Origin of the sequence: Kitasatospora sp. MAP12-44 (genome assembly GCF_029892095.1) — a bacterium.
Lineage (GTDB): Bacteria > Actinomycetota > Actinomycetes > Streptomycetales > Streptomycetaceae > Kitasatospora.
In genome coordinates this window covers 4,754,757-4,769,834 of record NZ_JARZAE010000004.1, presented here as the reverse complement: position 1 = coordinate 4,769,834, position 15,078 = coordinate 4,754,757, and the positions used below count along the sequence as shown (strand labels likewise).

General features: G+C 70.6%; 16 protein-coding genes. 8 read left to right on the top strand and 8 right to left on the bottom strand.

All coding sequences use genetic code 11. From position 1 onward, the window contains the following. Positions 1-21 precede the first annotated feature (21 nt). Positions 22-795, top strand: a complete 774-nt coding sequence (locus P3T34_RS22295) for a response regulator transcription factor (RefSeq protein ID WP_035798860.1) — start codon at positions 22-24, stop codon at positions 793-795. Between the two features lie 4 nt (positions 796-799). Beyond that, a complete protein-coding gene (locus tag P3T34_RS22290; protein WP_280667804.1) occupies positions 800-2,350 on the top strand; it encodes a HAMP domain-containing sensor histidine kinase in 1,551 nt (516 codons plus the stop codon). A 23-nt stretch (positions 2,351-2,373) separates the two neighbouring features. Here P3T34_RS22290 and P3T34_RS22285 read toward each other — a convergent pair whose 3' ends face one another. The 5 genes from P3T34_RS22285 to P3T34_RS22265 form a co-directional block, all read right to left on the bottom strand. Beyond that, on the bottom strand, positions 2,374-3,729 hold the full coding sequence (locus P3T34_RS22285) for an ATP-binding protein (protein ID WP_280667803.1): 1,356 nt from the start codon (positions 3,727-3,729) through the stop codon (positions 2,374-2,376). Positions 3,730-3,743: 14 nt separating this feature from the next. Then, positions 3,744-5,318: an SCO6880 family protein gene (locus P3T34_RS22280; RefSeq protein WP_280667802.1), complete on the bottom strand. Its 1,575-nt coding sequence runs from the start codon at positions 5,316-5,318 to the stop codon at positions 3,744-3,746. A 6-nt stretch (positions 5,319-5,324) separates the two neighbouring features. Continuing rightward, a complete protein-coding gene (locus P3T34_RS22275; RefSeq protein WP_280667801.1) occupies positions 5,325-6,608 on the bottom strand; it encodes a hypothetical protein in 1,284 nt (427 codons plus the stop codon). Further along, positions 6,598-7,431: a hypothetical protein gene (locus P3T34_RS22270; RefSeq protein ID WP_280667800.1), complete on the bottom strand. Its 834-nt coding sequence runs from the start codon at positions 7,429-7,431 to the stop codon at positions 6,598-6,600. Before P3T34_RS22270 ends, P3T34_RS22275 begins: the two co-directional genes overlap by 11 nt. 145 nt (positions 7,432-7,576) lie before the next feature. Further along, on the bottom strand, positions 7,577-7,915 hold the full coding sequence (locus P3T34_RS22265; protein WP_280672285.1) for a hypothetical protein: 339 nt from the start codon (positions 7,913-7,915) through the stop codon (positions 7,577-7,579). A gap of 371 nt (positions 7,916-8,286) precedes the next feature. Between P3T34_RS22265 and P3T34_RS22260 the strand changes: the two genes are divergently transcribed. Both P3T34_RS22260 and P3T34_RS22255 read left to right on the top strand, forming a co-directional pair. Beyond that, positions 8,287-9,333, top strand: coding sequence for a bifunctional lytic transglycosylase/C40 family peptidase (locus P3T34_RS22260; protein WP_280667799.1), 1,047 nt, complete (start codon positions 8,287-8,289; stop codon positions 9,331-9,333). 170 nt (positions 9,334-9,503) lie between these two features. Beyond that, entirely contained in the window at positions 9,504-10,214 is a 711-nt protein-coding gene (locus P3T34_RS22255) for a phosphatase PAP2 family protein (RefSeq protein WP_280667798.1), read from the top strand. Positions 10,215-10,228: 14 nt separating this feature from the next. Here the strand turns inward: P3T34_RS22255 and P3T34_RS22250 are convergent, their stop codons facing one another. After that, the gene (locus tag P3T34_RS22250; RefSeq protein WP_280672677.1) at positions 10,229-10,417 is read right to left on the bottom strand and encodes a hypothetical protein; all 189 of its coding nucleotides are present in this window, start codon (positions 10,415-10,417) and stop codon (positions 10,229-10,231) included. Positions 10,418-10,576: 159 nt separating this feature from the next. Between P3T34_RS22250 and P3T34_RS22245 the strand changes: the two genes are divergently transcribed. Then, positions 10,577-11,461, top strand: a complete 885-nt coding sequence (locus P3T34_RS22245) for a hypothetical protein (protein WP_280667797.1) — start codon at positions 10,577-10,579, stop codon at positions 11,459-11,461. A gap of 183 nt (positions 11,462-11,644) precedes the next feature. Beyond that, positions 11,645-11,830, top strand: a complete 186-nt coding sequence (locus tag P3T34_RS22240; RefSeq protein WP_280667796.1) for a hypothetical protein — start codon at positions 11,645-11,647, stop codon at positions 11,828-11,830. A 48-nt stretch (positions 11,831-11,878) separates the two neighbouring features. On the opposite strand, the gene P3T34_RS22235 is transcribed toward P3T34_RS22240, so the two are convergent. Further along, positions 11,879-12,229 carry a metal-sensitive transcriptional regulator gene (locus P3T34_RS22235; RefSeq protein WP_280667795.1) on the bottom strand — a complete coding sequence of 117 codons (351 nt, stop codon included), beginning with the start codon at positions 12,227-12,229 and terminating at the stop codon, positions 11,879-11,881. Positions 12,230-12,493: 264 nt separating this feature from the next. On the opposite strand from P3T34_RS22235, the gene P3T34_RS22230 reads away from it, so the two are divergent. Both P3T34_RS22230 and P3T34_RS22225 read left to right on the top strand, forming a co-directional pair. Next, complete coding sequence (locus tag P3T34_RS22230; protein ID WP_280667794.1) at positions 12,494-13,114, top strand: DUF47 family protein; 621 nt, start codon at positions 12,494-12,496, stop codon at positions 13,112-13,114. Positions 13,115-13,118: 4 nt separating this feature from the next. Continuing rightward, positions 13,119-14,114, top strand: a complete 996-nt coding sequence (locus P3T34_RS22225; protein WP_280667793.1) for an inorganic phosphate transporter — start codon at positions 13,119-13,121, stop codon at positions 14,112-14,114. Between the two features lie 171 nt (positions 14,115-14,285). Here the strand turns inward: P3T34_RS22225 and pstB are convergent, their stop codons facing one another. Continuing rightward, positions 14,286-15,062, bottom strand: coding sequence for a phosphate ABC transporter ATP-binding protein PstB (gene pstB / locus P3T34_RS22220; RefSeq protein WP_280667792.1), 777 nt, complete (start codon positions 15,060-15,062; stop codon positions 14,286-14,288). Between the last annotated feature and the right edge of the window lie 16 nt (positions 15,063-15,078).

Here is a 15,078-nt window from a genome sequence, read left to right as displayed (position 1 = left end):
CCAGAGAGGGCCACACCGCAGATGACTCCCCGCGCCGACGACCGCACCCCCGCCGAGCAGCCGGGCTCCCCGGCCCGACTGCTCGTGGTCGACGACGAGCCCGCTCTGCGGGACGCCCTGGAGAGCAGCCTCGCCTTCGAGGGCTACGAGGTGACCACCGCCACCGACGGCTACGAAGCACTCGACGCCGTCGAGCGCGACCGCCCCGACCTGGTGCTGCTCGACATCATGATGCCGAGGATGGACGGCCTCACGGCCGTTCGCCGGATGCGCTCGCGCGGGGACACCGCGCCGGTGCTGATGCTCACCGCCCGGGACGCCGTCGGGGACCGGGTCACCGGTCTGGACGTCGGCGCCGACGACTACCTCGCCAAGCCCTTCGAGCTCGACGAGCTGCTCGCCCGGGTCCGCGCGCTGCTGCGCCGCAACGCGCTCGCCACCGAGGCCGCGGCCCGGGCCACCGTCACCGAGGACGACTCCGAGGTGCTCGCCTTCGCCGACCTGCGGATGAACACCGCGACCCGCGAGGTCACCCGGGACGGCAAGCCGGTGGAGCTGACCCGCACCGAGTTCATGCTGCTGGAGATGTTCCTGGCCCACCCCCGGCAGGTGCTGACCCGCGAGCAGATCCTCAAGGCGGTCTGGGGCTTCGACTTCGAACCGTCCTCCAACTCGCTGGACGTCTATGTGATGTACCTGCGCCGCAAGACCGAGCAAGGCGGCATGCCCCGGCTGATCCAGACCGTCCGCGGGGTCGGCTACGCCCTGCGCGCCCCTTCGGGCACGGCGGCCTGAGGCGATGAGCACCACCGCACCACGCCGCCGGGGCCGGCTGTCCCGCTGGTACCACGGGCGCTCGCTGCGCAGCCGGCTGGCGATCCTGGCCTCCCTGGCGGTCGCGGTGGCGATCATGCTCTGCTCGGTGGCGGCCTGGTTCATCGTCCACCAGAAGCTCTACGACCTGCAGCGGCAGATCCTGTCCAACGTGCAGATCCTGCTGCCCCGGGCCGGCATCACCACCCAGGCGGCGGGCTGCGGCACCACGCCACAGGCCGCGGTCAGCGCCGTCCAGGCCAAGAACGCCGCGTACGAGGCCGCGTTCCCCGAGCGGCCACCGATCAACCAGGGCGACCGCTGGGACGTGGAGCTGCTCAACGCCGACGGCTCGCAGGTCTGCATGCTGGTCGGCACCAACCCGCGCGGCATCACCATCGGGCACGACTACCTCCAGGCGCTGGACCTGGCGCCGAACCAGGCCGTCTTCCACGTCGGCAGCTACACCAACGGCGACCCGGCGATGATCAAGCTGACCCACTACCAGGACCGTGCCCACGAGACCGACTGGGTCCTGGTCACCGCCTCCCCGCTGAACGACGTGGACCACTCGCTCCAGCAACTCGCCCTGCTGCTCCTCGGCGTGGTCGCGGTCGGCGCGATCGGCGCCGGGATCACCGGACGGGTGGTCGCCCGGACGGCTCTCAAGCCGGTCCACGAACTCACCGAGGTGGTCGAGCACATCGCCCGCACCGAGGAGGTCGGCACCACCATCCCGGTGCACGGCAACGACGAGATCGCCCGGCTCTCCAGCTCGTTCAACTCGATGAGCACCGCGCTCGCCAACTCCCGTGACCGGCAGACCCGTCTGATCGCCGACGCGGGACACGAGCTGCGCACACCGCTCACCTCGCTGCGCACCAACGTCGACCTGATGATCCGCAGCGACGACACCGGCCGCCCGCTGCCGCCGGCCACCAAGACCAAGCTGCTGGGCAGCATGAAGGCGCAGATGCAGGAGCTGACCCTGCTGATCGGCGACCTGCTGCAGCTCTCCCGGCCCGACTCCCCCAAGCCGGGGCAGAACGTGGCCACCGTGGCGTTCCACGAGATCGTCGGACGGGCCGTCGAGCGGGCCAAGTTGCGTGGCCCGGGGCTGACTTACCGGGTGGAGCTCAAGCCCTGGTACGTACGCGCCGACGCGGCCGCGCTGGAGCGGGCGGTGATGAACCTGCTGGACAACGCGGTGAAGTACAGCCCGCCCGCGGCCGCCATCGAGGTGCTGCTGGAGCACGGTCGGCTCACCGTCCGCGACCACGGTCCTGGCATCCCGACGGACGAGCTGCAGTATGTCTTCGACCGCTTCTGGCGCTCCCCGTCCTCCCGCCAACTCCCCGGATCCGGGCTGGGGTTGTCGATCGTCGCGCAGACCGTCGAGGACTCCGGCGGCCAGGTCGCGCTCGGCCCCGCCCAGGACGGCGGCCCGGGAACGCTGGCCACCGTCCGCCTGCCCGGCAGCCCACAGCCGCCGGAGCCGCCCAAGCCCGGGCCGACGAGGTTGCCCGAGCTGCCCTAGTCACCCCGGTCGCCCCAGGCCGGTCAGACCCCGGGCTCCGCCTCCAACTGCCGCTCGGCGCGGACGCGTTCGGCCACCGCGTCCTCGGTCATCGCGCGGTCGGTGTAGACCAGCGGGCGCTCCGCCTCGGTGATGATGTGCTTGACCACCTGGACGTTGCCGTTGACGTCCCAGACCGCGATGCCGGGCGACAGGGTCGGGATGATCTCCACCGCCCAGCGCGGCAGGCCGAGCACCCGGCCGGTGGCCCGGGCCTCGTCGGCCTTCTGCATGTAGATCGTGCGGGTGGAGGCCATCTTGAGGATCGCCGAGGCCTCCCGGGCCGCCGCGCCGTCCACCACGTCCGAGAGGTGGTGGACCACCGCGACGAAGGAGAGCCCGAGCCGACGGCCGAACTTCAGCAGCCGCTGGAAGAGTTGGGCGACGAAGGGGCTGTTGATGATGTGCCAGGCCTCCTCCACCAGGAAGATCCGCTTGCGGCGGTCGGGGCGGATCCAGGTGTGCTCCAGCCAGACGCCGACGATCGCCATCAGGATCGGCATCGCGATCGAGTTGCGGTCGATGTGCGAGAGGTCGAAGACGATCAGCGGGGCGTCCAGGTCGATGCCGATGCTGGTCGGCCCGTCGAACATCCCCCGCAGGTCGCCGTCGACCAGCCGGTCGAGCACCAACGCCACGTCCAGGCCCCAGGACTGGACGTCTGCGGGGGCCACCCCCAGCGACTCCACCGAGGACAGGTCGGGCTTGCGCAGGGTGTCGATGATGTCACCGAGAATCGGCTGACGGTCCGTCACCGTGGCCCGGACGTGGGCGTGCGCGGCCTTCAGCGCGAACCCGGCCCGCTCCTCCAGGCCGCGCCCCATCGCGACCTCGATGATGGTGCGCAGCAGCGAGAGCTGCCCGGTGGTGGTGATCGCCGGGTCCAGCGGGTTGAGCTTGACGCCGCCGTCCCGGGCGGCCATCGGGTCCAGCCGGATGGACTTTATGCCCAGTGCGTTGGCGATCAGGTTCCACTCGCCCACGCCGTCCTCGCCCTGCGCGTCGAGCACCACCACCTGGCGGTCGCGGAACCTCAACTGGCGGAGCACATAGGTCTTTTCGAGCGCCGACTTGCCGTTGCCGGACTCGCCGAGGACCAGCCAGTGCGGGGCCGGCAGCTGCTGCCCGTACAGCTGGAAAGGGTCGTAGACATACCCCTTGCCGCTGTAGACCTCGCGGCCGATGATCACCCCGGAGTCGCCCAACCCCGGTGCGGCGGTGGGCAGGTAGACCGCCTGGGCCTGCCCGGTCGAGGTGCGCACCGGCAGCCGGGAGGTCTCCACCTTGCCGAACATCAGGCTGGTGAAGGAGTCGGTGAGGGAGTTGAGCGGAGAGGGCATCGGGACCCCTGAGGTCAGCGGCGGATGCCGGTGGCGAACGGGAGGGTGTTGACGAACGCCCGGTGGTGCTCGCGGTCGCACCACTCCAGCTTGAGGTAACTCTTGCCCGCCGAGGCGCGGATGGTCCGCTTGTCGCGGGCCAGCGCCTCGGGATTGCGCGAGGAGACCGTGATGTAGCCGACCAGGTTCACCCCGGCGGCGCCGGAGGCGAGGTCGTCACCGCGCTGGTCGACCCGGCCGGTGTGGGCCAGGTCGCGCGGGTCGACCGTGCGGTTCATCTTGGCGGCGCGGCTGGCCTCCGCCTCGTCATTGGTCTTCTCGGTGAGCATCCGCTCGATGGCGACGTCGGTGGGCTCCAGGTCCATCGTCACGGCCACCGTGCGGATCACGTCCGGGGTGTGCACCAGCAGCGGGGCAAGGAAGTTGACGCCCACCGGGGTGAGCGGCCACTCCTTGACCCAGGCGGTGGCGTGGCACCAGGGCTCGCGGGTCTGCGACTCGCGGGTCTTGGCCTGCAGGTACTGCGGGTGGGTGGCGTCCAGCTCGGCCGGCCACGCGTTGCGCCGGGACATCGCCTGGAGGTGGTCGATCGGGTGGTCCGGGTCGTACATCGAGTGCAGCAGCGAGGAGAGCCTGGCCTGCCCGAGCGGCTGCCGGACCCGGATGTCCGCCTCGGCCAACCGGGCGCAGATGTCGGTCAGTTCGCGGGCCATCACGGCGGCCAGACCGTCGTCGTCACGAGCCCGCTGGCCAGTGGCGGTACGACCCATCGCGTGCGCCTCGGCGGCCAGCTCGCGGTTGTACTGCATGCAGGCGACCAGGTAGGCGCGGTGCTGCTCGGAGGAGGTGGAGACCATCGACTGCAACTGGTCGTAGGAGTCCTGCAGCCAGCGCGGGGCGTCGTGGTCGCCGCGCCGCTCGACATCCTTGGCGTGCGCGTCCGGGTCGGCGGGCAGCGTACGGGCCAGGATCTGCAGCCGGGTCACGAAGCCGTCACCGTTGGCGACATGCTTGAGCAGCGTGCCGAACCGGTCGACCAGCGCCTCCTGGTCCTCCGAATCGCGCAGACCCACGCCCGGGCCCTCGATCTCGATCGCGGCGGTGACGGTGCGGCGCTCCAGGTGCATCAGCACGGCGACCTCGTCCGGGCCGAAGGGCGCGCTCAGCCAGCGCAGCCGGCCGACGCCGGGCGGCGGGCCGACCTCGATCTCCTGACCGTCGAAGCGGGTGCCGGAGTCCATCGCGGCGGACTGCCAGACCGCACGACCGCTGCGCACCGTCCGCCGGTAGGTGCGGTTGATCTCCACCCACTTGTAGAAGGTCCGGCGGCGGTAGGGGATGTAGACGGCCGCGATCGCCAGCAGCGGCAGGCCGACCAGGCCCACGATCCGCAGCGACAGGATCGGGATCAGCAGGCCCCAGAGCATCCCCAGGAAGGCGCCGAAGATGATCAGCACGATCTCCCCGGACTCCCGGTTGCGCCCGATCGGCGCGTTGGGGCGGGCCTTGCCGATCAGATAGGTGCGGCGCTGATGGACGTAACTCTGGGCGTACTGCCCCCCGTACTGTCCCAGCGGTTCGCTGCTCATGGTGCGTCACCCTCCCTTCGCTGGGTTCTGTGCCGCGGGCGCGGCCGGGCTCGCGGGCGGAGCCGGGGTACGGGAGGCGTGGGCCGCGATGCCGGCGGCGGCCGAGCCGCCACCCGCGCCGCCCCCGCCACCGCCGCTGGCGCCGTCCGGGCCACCGCGCGAACCGTGCGCGGAGATGCCCTGCTTGACCAGGTTCGCCGGGCCGTTGATCATCGCCGAGCCCGCGGAGACCGCGCTGGCCCGGGCCTGGCGCATGTGCAGCATCTCGTCGCCGAAACCGGGGACGAAGCGGTAGATCGCGCCGCTGGCGAAGATCGAGAGGAAGAGGATGGCAAGGCCGGAGAGCACCTTGGAGAAGTCGTCCGAGGCGCCGGCCCCGGAGGCCACCGCGCCGGCCAGCCCAAGGATGATCACGATCACCGGTTTGGCGAGGTCGACCGCGGCCATCAGGCCGGCCCAGCGGCGCACGTGCTTCCACAGCTGCTTGTCCACCAGGCCGGCGTAGACCGCCGTACCGAGCAGCGCGCCGACGTAGAGCATCGCGGCGCGGATCAGCAGCTCGATCCAGAGCACGGCGGCGGCCAGCACCGCCACCAGCGAGACGATGATCAGGATCAGCGGACCGCCACCGAGCGAGCCGTTCTGCAGGGTGTCGGCGAAACCACCCAGGTAGGTGCCCGTATCGGACTTGGTACCCGCCGCGATCGCGGTGGTCAGACCGTCGGTGGCGCTGACCACGGTGTAGAGGATCAGCGGCGTGAAGGCGGAGGCCACCACGGTCAGCCACAGGAAGCCGATCGCCTCGGAGATCGCCTGGGTCAGCGGCGCGCCGCGCACGGCGCGCTTGGTGACGGCGAGCAGCCAGAGGACCAGGGTGACCACGGTGGAGCCGGCGAAGACGACGGCGTACTGCTGCAGGAAGGCGGAGTTGGTGAAGTCCACCTGGGTGGTGCCGTCGATGGCGCTGGACAGCTTGCGCACCAGCCACGCGGCGGCCTGCGCGCAGCCCTTGGCGAGCGAGCCCAAGGGATCGGTGACGGAGTTGGTGGAGCCGGGGAGGATGGTGCCGCCAGTAGGTGATCCGCAGACAGTTCCCGCGCCGGGGAGCGGGAAGTCACAGGTATTGGAGGACCCGGAGGGGCTTGCGCTCGGTGCCGGGCTCGGACCGGTGGCGAAGGCGGCTTGGGCGGTCAGGAGGGCGGCCAGTTGCACCATCGACATCGCCCACGCCAGCGTGCCGGCGGAGCGCAGGAACGGGCGGGCGTTGCGCCCCTCGCCGTCAGCGGGCATAGCGGAAGCCTCCGAATTGCTGGACGGCGCCGGTGATCTCCTCGGCGTTGGCCGCCTGCTGGTCGGCAGGGACCGGGGCGGGGCCGGACTGGCGGTTGAAGTCGGTGAGCTTCCAGTCGTTGCCCGTCCAGTGCAGGGTGAGCGTGACGGTGTACCAGTTCGCGGTGACCGGCTTGGTGGAGGACGTCCCGGCCAGGCCGCCCAGGCCCACGCACCAGACCATCGCCTGGGTGGAGTCCGCGGTGTAGCCGGACGTCTTGGTGCCCACCGGGGTGGCCCGGCTGACGAAGGTCAGCCCGCTGGGGGCCCGGCCCTGCGGGTCGAGGCCGTAGCCGGCCAGGGCGTCGGGGGTGAGGGCTTGGTCGAGGCGGCTCTGCAGGGTGGCGACGGCGGACGGGTCGGCGATGGCGGCCAGTATCGCGTGTCGGCCGTCGGCGCGGAACATGTCCGCTCCGCCCAGCGCGACGGCGTAGTTGGCGGCGGCGGACTGGGCGCCCTGCTCGGTGTGCGGGTAGCCGACACCGATCCCGTTGCTGGTGGCGGTGACGGGTTGGTCGCCGCTGGGCGCAGTGGGCGGCGCTGCGCCGGGCCGACCGCCGGAGCCGCCCTGCGCGGAGCTGTCGCCCGAGGTGCCCGTACCGGCGCCCGGGACAGTCTTGCCCCGGTTGGCGATGGAGATGGCCAGCACCAGCAGGGCGACCACCACCAGGACCGTCAGCAGGGTGCGCAGCGGCCTGGTCTGACGGCTGGGCGGCTGAGGGGAGGACTGTTCGCCGACCGGCAGCCGCGTACGGGTGTGCGGCTGGTCGTCGGGCAACGGCACGGCGGCCCTCCTGGGACAGGGAGCCGCTGGAGGGCTCCGGGATTGCGTTCCGGCGTGAGGTGTCCGGAGACGGGTTCCGGGGTGGGGGGTCCGGGACGCCCCGGTGGCGGCCGACCCGGCAGCTGCCGGGTTGACTGTCCGATCGTCAGATGGCCATGCCGTAAACAATGGTGAACAGGGTGCCCAGTGATCCGATGATGAACACGCCGGTCAGCCCGGCGACGATCAGCCCCTTGCCCTGTTCGGCGCTGAAGGTGTCACGCATCGCGGTGGCGCCGATCCGCTGCTTGGCGGCCCCCCAGACCGCGATGGCCAGACAGGCCAGGATGGCGACCGCCATGATGACCTCGACCATGACCCGGGCCTCCGACCCGAGGGTGGAGAAAGGCCCCCAATCCGGCGCGATCCCACCGATAATGGTGTTGATATTGCCCTTGGCGGGCGGGGTATCGGCCAGGTAGCCGTTGGCATGGCCGCTCAGCATGCTGCTCACACTGCTCGCTACGTTGCTCAAGTGCATTCCTGTCTCACCGCCCGATCAGGCAAATTCAAGGCCCCCCACCGGGGTCACGCGAAGGGCTGGGACCCATTCTTGGCCAGATCTGATGTCGACTTGGCTACTTCTCGTGGATTGGTCGTGAAGCATCGGCCCCGTACACCAGGATGTCCACCGTACGAAGGATAGCTCTGACTCTTTGTATCTCCGATGATTGCGCTGGGCAACGCCTTCCAGCAGACTGGTGGGGGTGTCGGCCGATCGATCCGGCGCATGCGGGGGGCATATGCGTACCCCGGCGTGCCGGGGGCCGTGCCCTTGGGGCACAGGGTCTCTGACACTGCATCGGGATGGTGCTGATGGTACTCCGGAAAGGCCTGACGGCGGCGGCTGCTGCGGGGGCGGTTGCATTCGCCCTCGTCGGCCTGATCGGCGTCGGCACGTACGCCGCGAGCGGCGCCGTCCAGAGCGGCGGCACGGGAGTCGCGCTCGCCCCCGGCACTGTTCCGGCTGCCTACCAGGGCCTGATTCAGCAGTGGGGCACGCTGTGCCCGCAGATCTCCCCTCCGATGCTCGCCGCACAGCTCTATCAGGAGAGCGGTTTCGATCCGTCAGCCCGCAGCCCTGTCGGCGCGCTGGGGATCGCCCAGTTCATGCCGGCCACCTGGGCGACGTACGGGGTGGACGGCAACGGCGACGGCAAGAAGGACATCTGGGACCCGGCCGACGCGATCCCCTCCGCCGCGACCTACGACTGCGCCCTCGCCCGGGACACCGCGGGCGTCCCCGGCGACCCGCAGGCCAACCTGCTGGCCGCCTACAACGCCGGTCCGTACGCGGTGATCAGCGCCCAGGGCGTGCCCGCGTACCAGGAGACCCAGGGCTACGTCCGCTCGATCACCTCACTGACCCAGAGCTTCGCCGCGCCCGTCAGCGCGGTCGCCGTCTCGGCGCAGGCCTCCGGCGCGATCTACTTCGCCCAGACCAAGTTGGGCACCCCCTACCTGTGGGGCGGCGAGGGACTGGCCTCGCAGGGCGGCCAGTTCGACTGCTCGGGCCTGACCCAGGCGGCATACGCCTCGGTGGGCATCACCCTCCCCCGGGTCGCCAACGACCAGTGGTACGCCGGGCAGCACCCCTCGCGCGACCAACTGCGCCCGGGCGACCTGGTCTTCTTCGCCACCAACCTCAACGATCCGCGCACCATCCACCACGTGGGCATCTACGTCGGCGGCGGCTACATGATCAACGCGCCGCACACCGGCGCGGTGATCCGCTACGACAAGATCGACCAGCCGGACTACATCGGAGCCACCCGGGTCACCCAGGACGGCGCCGCGGCACTGCCGGTGCGGGGCAGCAACGGATCGATCACCGGCGGCTCGGTTCCCGGCAGCCAGTCCTGACGGCGTGACAGATTTGTGCGCACCCAGTCAAGTTTCCATAACAGCCGGTTCTCGTGGAACGCTGTGCCTCGCCTGTGACGTTCTGACCTGCGGCAGCCCCTCCGGTCTGCCCCGCGGACCACATGGCGGACGAACGAGCTGATCAGACGGCAGATCCCAGGAGGTACGGCGTGTCGACGCTGTTGGCCGACACCGGTAACCCCGACCTCGACCTGCTCTACACCGTCAACGGCTGGGCCAGAGAGGCCCCGCCCCAGCTGGACTCGCTGGTCTCCTGGATCGGCGAGTACGGCATCCTGCTCGGCCTGCTGGCGCTCTGCGTGCTCGGCTGGCTGATCGCCCGCCGCCGGCCGAACGCCCCGGTGGCGGTGGCCGGCGTCCTCTGGGCCCCGATCTCGGTCGCCCTCGCCGAGCTCGCCAACCTCCCGATCGCCTCGATCGTGGACCGGCCGCGCCCCTTCGTGAACCACCCGGGCCTGGACGTCCTGGTGTCCGGCAAGGCCGGTACGCACTCCTTCGTCAGCGACCACGCGACGATGTCGATGGGCTTCGCGGTGGCGCTCTTCCTGGTCAACCGCCGGCTCGGCTGGGCCGCCGGGTGCCTGGCCCTGCTGCAGGGCTTCTGCCGGCTGTTCATGGGCGTGCACTACCCGACCGACGTGATCGGCGGCTACGCGCTGGCGACGGCGGTGGTGCTGCTGCTCGCGCCGATCGCGATGGCGGTGCTGGTCCCGCTCTGCCACGCGCTGACCCGTACGGCGGTGGCGCCGCTGATCATTGCCGACCGCAGTGGCTCCGACCGGCCCAGCGGACGGCGTCGGCGCGGCGCGACCGCCGAGCCGGCGGCGGAGCGAACGCCCGACTCCGATCTGGCCGCCTGAACCGAAGCGGCCGGCTAGCGGCCCGGGTCCGCCACGTGCCCGGCCGCGTCCCGCCGGGCCATGTCACGCGAGCGCCGGGCCGGCGCGTACCAGCCGCACCCGCACACGGCGCTGGCGAAGGACCCGCGTTCGGTGACCTCCACCTGATGCGCGGGCTGTCGTTCGGCAGGGGGATCGGGCAAGGACTTCAGCTCCGAGGTCACGTGGCTCACGGTAACGCGCGCGACCCCCGGCGCGCGAAGCCCGTCGTGCGCCGGGCTGCTCGTAACCCCCGGGCCCAGCGCTCGTTCTCGAAGTGACGGCTGCGCCCAGCGGGGGCGACGGCTGGCCGGGCAGCCGGCCCGAGGGGGTTTGAGATCACCATGATTCAGTCGCAGCATCGCCGCGCACGTTTCCTCGGCTCAGCGGCCGCAACCGCGCTGCTGGCCGCCTCACTGGCCGCCTGCTCGGGCGGTTCCGGCAGCTCCGCCGATGGCTCCGGGGCGCAGAGCGCCGCCGCCGACAAGCTGTCCGACGACCCGCTGACTGCGGTGCGCAACGCCGCCGACATCACCGGCCGCACCGGTTCGGCGACCGCCGCCACCGAGCTGACCACCGAGTCCGGCGACAAGAAGGCGTCCTTCACCGGCAGCGGCGCGTACGACTACGGCAAGCGCCTGGGCAAGCTGGAGGTCGCCGTGCCACCCGGCGCCGCGACCACCGGCAAGGTCGTCGAGGTGCTCGAACCGGGCATCGTCTACCTGCAGAACAGCGGCGCCAAGGTGCCCGCCGGCAAGTGGGTGCGCCTCGACGTCCGCCAGCTGGCCGACGGCAACCTGATCAGCAACGGCGCCACCGACCCGGCGAGCGCCGCCGGCGCGCTGCGCGGCGCGCAGCAGGCGCAGCTGGTGGGCGCCGAGACGCTGGACGGCGTGGCCGTCAAGCACTACCGGGGCACCCTGGACCTGGCCAAGGCCGCGGACGCCACCGGCGGCGAGAGCGCGTACGGGCTGCGGATGGCCGCCAGCACCTTCACGGTCAAGGACGTCCCGTTCGACGTGTGGCTGGACGCGCAGGGTCGGCTGAACAAGGTGACCGAGGTCTTCACCTTCGCCGGGGTGGCCGGCTCCAAGGAGGCCAAGGACCAGGTCAAGGTCACCTCAACGGTGACGCTGAACGCCTTCGGCAAGCCGGTGGAGGTGGCCGAGCCGGCCGCCGCCGACGTCTACCAGATGCAGGACTCCGGCAGTCCCAGTCCGCTGAAGTGACGCCCCGGAAGATGACGCCCGATCGACCGAACGGTCGATCGGGCGGCGGGCGGCGGTTGTCCAGCCACCCGTTTCGGTGCCAGAGATGGCCCGTCCGTGCCATGTGGCCGGGCTCGGCAGTCCCTAGGCTGGGAAACGGGTAACTGCCGCCCCGGTGTGCAGGCGCTGAAGGGGTGGTGCAGGGTGTCGTCCTCCAGGGACCGAACGGTCGGCCACGACAGCGCCGCCCTCGACGAGATCGACCTGGCCGGTGAGCTGATGATCGCCGCCACCGCCAGCGCCGACGAGCGGCTGCCGACCGCCCGGATCGACGAGGTGCTGCTCAGCGGCCAGGAGCCGGACGACGAGGCCACCAGCGCGGTGGCCTGACGTCAGCACGAGGCCGCTGACGGCAGACCGGGGTCGGCTCGCCGCGCGTCAGGTCCGCAGCAGCCGGCTGATCGCCGCCATCGCCTCCGCGACCTTCTCGTCCATCGTCGGCCCGCCCTCCTCGACGGCGGCCGCCACGCAGTGCTTGATGTGCTCCTCCAGCAGCGCCAGCGCGAAGGACTGCAGCGCCTTGGTGCCCGCCGAGACCTGGGTGAGGATGTCGATGCAGTAGACGTCCTCCTCGACCATCCGCTGCAGGCCGCGGACCTGGCCCTCGATCCGCCGCAACCGCTTGAGGTGGTCGGCCTTGTGCGAGCTGTAACCGTGCGGCCCGTGCTGCGCCGCGGCCTCGACGCCGCCCGCCGCCGCCCCGGCGCTGTCGGTGGTCTCGGTGGTCATCGGCCTGCCCCGTTCTCGTCCTCGTCGCGCGGCCGACCGCCGCTGGTCGCTCCGGTCCCGCGGGTCAAGTGTCGCGCACCGGACGCCGCCGCGCTGTTACCCCGTCTGAGCGGCTCGCAGGGAGTACCGGGTGCACAACCGGGGTATTCCGCCCGAGGTTCCGTCAGACTGGGCTGCACTCCCCGCTCCCGGACCCCGTTTGCGTCATCCTGACGCCGAGCACCTAGCATCGTTCAGTCCGTACCCCGCACATCGGAGATTTCCGTGCGTTTTAGCCTGACCCCGAAGGAGACGAGCTTCTACGACATGTTCGCCGCCGCGGCGGAGAACCTGGTCGTCGGATCGAAGCTCCTGCTGGAACTGCTGGGCTCAGACGTGTCAGCCAGAGCGGAGATCGTCGAGCGCATGCGCGCCGCCGAACACGCGGGCGATGACACCACCCATGCGGTCTTCCACCAGCTCAACTCCTCCTTCATCACGCCGTTCGACCGTGAGGACATCTACAACCTGGCCTCGTCGCTGGACGACATCATGGACTTCATGGAGGAGGCCGTCGACCTGGTCGTCCTCTACGACATCCAGACCCTGCCCAAGGGCGTCGAGCAGCAGATCGAGGTGCTGGCCCGGGCCGCGGAGCTGACCGCCGAGGCGATGCCCAACCTGCGCAGCATGTCGGGCCTGAACGAGTACTGGATCGAGATCAACCGGCTGGAGAACCAGGCCGACCAGATCCACCGCAAGCTGCTCGCCCACCTGTTCAGCGGTCAGTACGAGGCGATCGAGGTGCTGAAGCTGAAGCAGGTGGTGGACGTCCTCGAAGAGGCGGCCGACGCGTTCGAGCATGTCGCCAACACGGTGGAGACCATCGCCGTCAAGGAGTCCTGACCGCGTGGACACGGCAGCACTCATCGTCGTCCTCGGCGTGGCCTTCTTCTTCACGTACACCAACGGGTTCCACGACTCGGCGAACGCCATCGCCACCTCGGTCTCCACCCGGGCGCTGACCCCCAAGGCCGCGCTGGCGATGGCGGCCGTGATGAACCTGGCTGGCGCCTTCCTCGGCAGCGGCGTGGCCAACACCGTCTCCAAGGGGATCATCGACACACCGACCGGCAGCCAGGGGATGGCCATCCTCTTCGGCGCCCTGGTCGGCGCGATCGCCTGGAACCTGACGACCTGGTACTTCGGCCTGCCCTCCTCCTCCTCGCACGCGCTCTTCGGCGGCATGGTCGGGGCGGCGCTGGCCGGTGGCACCGGGGTGATCTGGAGCGGCGTCCTCGACAAGATCATCATCCCGATGATCGTCTCGCCGATCGTCGGCCTGGTGGCCGGCTACCTGGTGATGCTGGCGATCCTGTGGATCTTCCGGCGGGCCAACCCGCACAAGGCCAAGCGCAACTTCCGGGTCGCGCAGACCGCTTCGGCCGCCGCCATGGCGCTGGCCCACGGCCTGCAGGACGCCCAGAAGACCATGGGCGTCGTGGTGCTGGCGCTCACCATCGCGGGGCACCAGAGCGGCAACGCGATCCCGATCTGGGTCAAGATCTCCTGCGCCACGATGCTCTCGCTGGGCACCTACGCGGGCGGCTGGCGGATCATGCGGACCCTGGGCCGCAAGATCATCGAGCTGGACCCGCCGCAGGGCTTCGCCGCCGAGAGCACCGCGGCGACGATCATGTACATCACGTCGTACGTCTTCAAGGCGCCGATCTCCACCACCCATGTGATCACCTCGGCGATCATGGGTGTGGGGGCCACCAAGCGGGTCCGCGCGGTGCGCTGGGGAGTGGCCAAGAACATCGTGCTCGGCTGGTTCATCACCATGCCGGCCGCGGCACTGGTGGCCGCGCTGGTCTACTGGATCACTGATCTGATCTTCCTCTGAGTCCGGTGGCGGCAGGCAGACCCGCCGCACGCAGAAGGGCCCGCCCCCACGTCCCGGGGGCGGGCCCTTCTTCACACTCCGCGGCGGCACCGCCATGCAGCGCCGCAGAGCAGTTCGTGCTCCGCACAGCCTCCGATCGGAGGCGGGCCCGGTGGCCGGGCCCGTCCGGGTCTAGCCGAAGCGGCCGGAGATGTAGTCCTCGGTCGCCTGGACCGACGGGTTGGAGAAGATCCGCTGGGTGTCGTCCAGCTCGACCAGCTTGCCGGGCTGGCCGACGCCGGCCAGGTTGAAGAAGGCCGTCCGGTCGCTGACGCGGGCCGCCTGCTGCATGTTGTGGGTCACGATGACGATCGTGAACCGCTCCTTGAGCTCGCCGATCAGGTCCTCGATGGCCAGCGTGGAGATCGGGTCGAGGGCCGAGCAGGGCTCGTCCATCAGCAGCACCTGCGGCTCGACCGCGATGGCGCGGGCGATGCAGAGCCGCTGCTGCTGGCCGCCGGAGAGGCCGGCGCCCGGCTTGCTCAGGCGGTCCTTGACCTCGTTCCAGAGGTTGGCGCCCTTGAGCGAGCTCTCCACCACACCGTCCAGGACGGACTTCTTGCGGACACCCGCGAGCTTGAGTCCGGCCGCGACATTGTCGTAGATCGACATGGTCGGGAACGGATTGGGTCGCTGGAAGACCATTCCGACCGTGCGGCGGACCGCGACCGGGTCGACGTCCCGGCCGTACAGGTTCTCGTCGTCCAGCAGGACCTTGCCCTCGACCCGGGCGCCGGGGATCACCTCGTGCATCCGGTTGAGGGTGCGCAGGAAGGTGGACTTACCGCAGCCGGAGGGGCCGATGAAGGCCGTCACCGAGCGGGGCTCGACGGTCATCGAGATGTCCTCGATGGCCTTGGTGGCGCCGTAGTAGGCCGACAGTCCGCTGACGTCGATGCGCTTCGCCATGATCTTTCGTCTCTCT